The following is a 3556-nucleotide window of genomic DNA, read 5'->3' as shown; positions in this document are numbered from 1 at the left end:
TTGATATTTATAATTATATCAAAAGATAATATGATTGCCTATCAATTTAGAAATATACATTAAAAGTATCTTTATAAATACTCATTAACTCTTAATTTCTTTATAATATTTTTTCCCATAAACTAGCCCCCTCCTATATGAAATTATACTCCATTTCTACATTTTTTGTTTTAGTACATTTAATATCTGTTTATGCAAAATAAACTTTAAATTTTTGTACTTTTTTATCATTTTTGTTAACTACATACACTCTTTTCTCGTCATGTACAGTGTTTACAATTAAGGTTGCAGGCATGTGCTAGTATTTGTTACAATAAAATTATATACTACAATAATAGCATAATAAAGGCGATTTAATTTAGCATGCTTTATATGCTATTCATATATTCAGGGGGCATTATTTTGAAGTTAATACTTTTTTACACAATTTCATTGTTAAGCATAATTTGCATGATAATTGGTTTTTTCACTAAAAAGTCAATTTTTATTTATATTGGTTTATTCTTGCATTTTATTGATGCTACATATGTTTATTTAAATCAGTACAAAATCTCTAAGAAAATCACAGTTAAAACAATATTTTATCCATCAGTACTTTTGATCCTTAGTGGTCTTCCAATTTATCGAAGGATAAATATTTAATAATATTAGAATATAAATATACATTATGTATAACATAATGTAATTCGTTAAAGGGGTGGAATATGAATATTAATTTTAGAGAAATAAATAAATCAAATTATAACGAGTGTGTAATGTTAAAGGTTGGGGAACATCAAATTAATTATGTTGCAAGCAATGCCTTTTCTCTGGTACAAGCTTTTTATGAAGATGACTTGTATCCACTTGGAATATATAACGATGATGAAATGGTAGGGTTTTTATTATATGACTATGATAAAGAATTAGAAGGTTGGTCATTTTCAAGATTTATGATTGATATTAAGCACCAAAACAAGGGCTTTGGATCAAAATCCTTAGAAAAGTTTTTAGAGTTTTTCCATAATAAATTCCCAAAGGAAAGTTTATATACAAGTGTAGAAACAGATAATGAAGTAGCTATTGCTTTGTATGAAAAATATGGTTTTAATAAGCAAGACTCCTTTGAATATAAATTTGGAGATATGACCTATAAGGAATTTAGAATGTTGAAGTCATTTATTAATGGGGAGGAATAGTTTATGAGTGAAATAATTTGTAATAGCTGTGGTTTTGATAATGATCCTGTAGCTAAATACTGCCAAAAGTGTGGAAGTCTTTTGACGCACAAAAAGAGTTTAAATAAATTCATGAAAAGTCTTAACTTTGGAAGTCTAGCAGGGGCTGGGTCAAAAGGAACTTCAGTTGCTCCTATAGTAGGTATTGATGTAGATAATAAAAATAGGGAAAATGAAAGTACAACTAATGAAAGAGTAAGCAAAAGCTATTCTTTAGAAGATGGCTCCTGGTACTGCCCTTATTGTGGCAAGAAAAATAGACAAACTGAATTTTCCTGTGGTGATTGTTTAAAAGGAAAACCGTAAAGGGGAAATATATGAAAATTATAAAGAATATAATAAAATTTATTGTGATTGCAATAAATATACTATTATACATTGTATCAGCATTCGCTTTTAATAAAATTTATTTTACTATATTTACCATTGCGATACTATTACTGCTTTTCTGGAATACATATAAAAAAATTAAAACACTAAATTATTTGAGTAGTAAAACGTCTAAGTTATTAAGATATGCATCTGTAACTTTTAACTTAATAAGCTTAGTAATTATATTAATATTTTCTTACTCTGTAATAACTTATAGAGGCGATATGCTTACAGACTTTTTTGAGATGGGCTTATTATTAGAAATGAAAAAAGATGATTACTATGAGAAAATGAATGAAAAAAATTATAATAATGTTAAAATAATTTATAACAATGATTTAGAGCCAACATTACCACTTATAGAAAAATACATAGAAGAAATAAGTAAAAAAAATAATACTCTTTTAGGAATAAATACATCCGATAAACTTACCATACAAATAGATTACGATGAAGAAGTTTTTCTTATGAGGACTATGTTACTTGAAGGCAATCATAATTCCAATACAGCTGGATATTATAATCAAAAATCAAATACTATCTATTTATATACAAATAGTCCAGTACGTGATGTATTAATGGATATGCCACATGCAAGTATTTCAGATGGTAGCATAAGTATAAGCGATAGTAGCTTTAAAGACCATTTATTTCATGAATATACACATTATGCTATAGATATATTTCTAGAGGATAATAACATTGATAAAAATTCAGTTCCGTTATGGTTTGAAGAAGGGATTTGTGAGTATACAACTGGAAATGATATATATTTTGGTAAAGATTTAGAATATATTTCTTTAAAGAATTTACAAACCTATAAAGGTTTTAATAATGAAATAGGTAATCTTCAAGCTAATATATATGAACAAAGTAAAATTGCAGTTTTAAAAATCGTAAATGAAAAAGGAGAGAATGTATTAAAGGATATGATACTTTCTTGTAAAGATAAAGATTTTAAAACTGTAATACAAGAATATATAAACTGTTCTTTTGAAGAATTTGAAAATAACTTACAATTATATATTAAAGAAGATAAGTTTGGAGATATAGCCGAAGATAATGAAGGTGATATGCATATAAATACTAAAATAAAGTGTCTTGAGGACTATATAAAATACGATGAAAATAATATAGCCGCTTATGAATTTTTAGGAACTCTTTATGAAAGTAAGAAAGAAAGTATAAAGACTATCAACTTATTTAAGTATGCAACAGAAAAAAATCCTAAAGAATATATATTGTGGCATAGGCTAGGGCTAGCTTATGAAGATATAGGAGAAAGTGTATTAGCTAAAGAAAGCTTTGACAAAGCTAAATTATTAAAAAATAAAAATATTTAAATTTTATATAGGGACTGTAGACAGATTTATGTAAAAATAAACTTAACTACAGTCATAGTAAACCAATTGAATAAATATGAGGGTGCACCTAATAGTAAGGCTATTTTACCCATACTCATATTTGCCTTACCACATAGTCTTAAATAATTATCTAGTTCAAAAAATGGTGCTATAATAGGTAGTGCTAAAATAAATACATAAGCAAATCTATATGATAAATCTGCAAGTTGCTTATCTTTAATTAATATAAATATAATTTCATTGTAATTAAAAAAGGCTAAAACTATTAGTATTTCCAAAGTTTAGCCTTTTTGTATATGGCATTCTTATTCAGATTTATTTTATGAATATTGGTTATAGTTATATTTTAATCTATTTTATGTAGTTTTAAATACACCAATTAAGTAAGTCATTCCAATTCCCTTAACAGCTTTAATATCTCTGGATAAAAATCTTCAAAGGTTTTGTACTTATCCCTATTCGGTTCTTGACACACTCCCTACAGCTAAAGCAGAGGGATTCTTGGTGGCTAACGACTTAATCACACCTAAACGATATAATCAGAGGTTGTTACAAAGCCAAGCAAAATAGACGGTGTCTTCGCCACTACTACCTTAAAGTTGT

The 3556-nt window shown here is 26.5% G+C and carries 4 protein-coding genes; 3 read left to right on the top strand and 1 reads right to left on the bottom strand.

The features are described 5' to 3' along the window. The first annotated feature begins 704 nt into the window (after positions 1 to 704). The 3 genes from ACRC03_RS17525 (at position 705) to ACRC03_RS17515 (ending at position 2932) form a co-directional block, all read left to right on the top strand. Positions 705 to 1178, top strand: a complete 474-nt coding sequence (locus ACRC03_RS17525) for a GNAT family N-acetyltransferase (protein WP_438653893.1) — start codon at positions 705 to 707, stop codon at positions 1176 to 1178. Positions 1179 to 1181: 3 nt separating this feature from the next. Further along, positions 1182 to 1523 carry a hypothetical protein gene (locus ACRC03_RS17520; RefSeq protein ID WP_438653892.1) on the top strand — a complete coding sequence of 114 codons (342 nt, stop codon included), beginning with the start codon at positions 1182 to 1184 and terminating at the stop codon, positions 1521 to 1523. Between the two features lie 179 nt (positions 1524 to 1702). After that, positions 1703 to 2932, top strand: coding sequence for a tetratricopeptide repeat protein (locus tag ACRC03_RS17515; protein ID WP_438653891.1), 1230 nt, complete (start codon positions 1703 to 1705; stop codon positions 2930 to 2932). A gap of 26 nt (positions 2933 to 2958) precedes the next feature. On the opposite strand, the gene ACRC03_RS17510 is transcribed toward ACRC03_RS17515, so the two are convergent. After that, positions 2959 to 3231: a hypothetical protein gene (locus ACRC03_RS17510; protein ID WP_438653890.1), complete on the bottom strand. Its 273-nt coding sequence runs from the start codon at positions 3229 to 3231 to the stop codon at positions 2959 to 2961. Between the last annotated feature and the right edge of the window lie 325 nt (positions 3232 to 3556).

Origin of the sequence: Romboutsia sp. (genome assembly GCF_051659545.1) — a bacterium.
GTDB lineage: Bacteria > Bacillota > Clostridia > Peptostreptococcales > Peptostreptococcaceae > JBOFOR01.
The sequence above is the reverse complement of the archived record's forward strand: the minus strand, read 5'-3'. Positions and strand labels throughout refer to the sequence as shown.

Excerpts from the sequence above, each read along its gene's own strand:
- ACRC03_RS17525 (WP_438653893.1), top strand. The coding sequence starts at position 705 with ATGAATATTAATTTTAGAGAAATAAATAAATCAAATTATAACGAGTGT.
- ACRC03_RS17520 (WP_438653892.1), top strand. The coding sequence starts at position 1,182 with ATGAGTGAAATAATTTGTAATAGCTGTGGTTTTGATAATGATCCTGTA.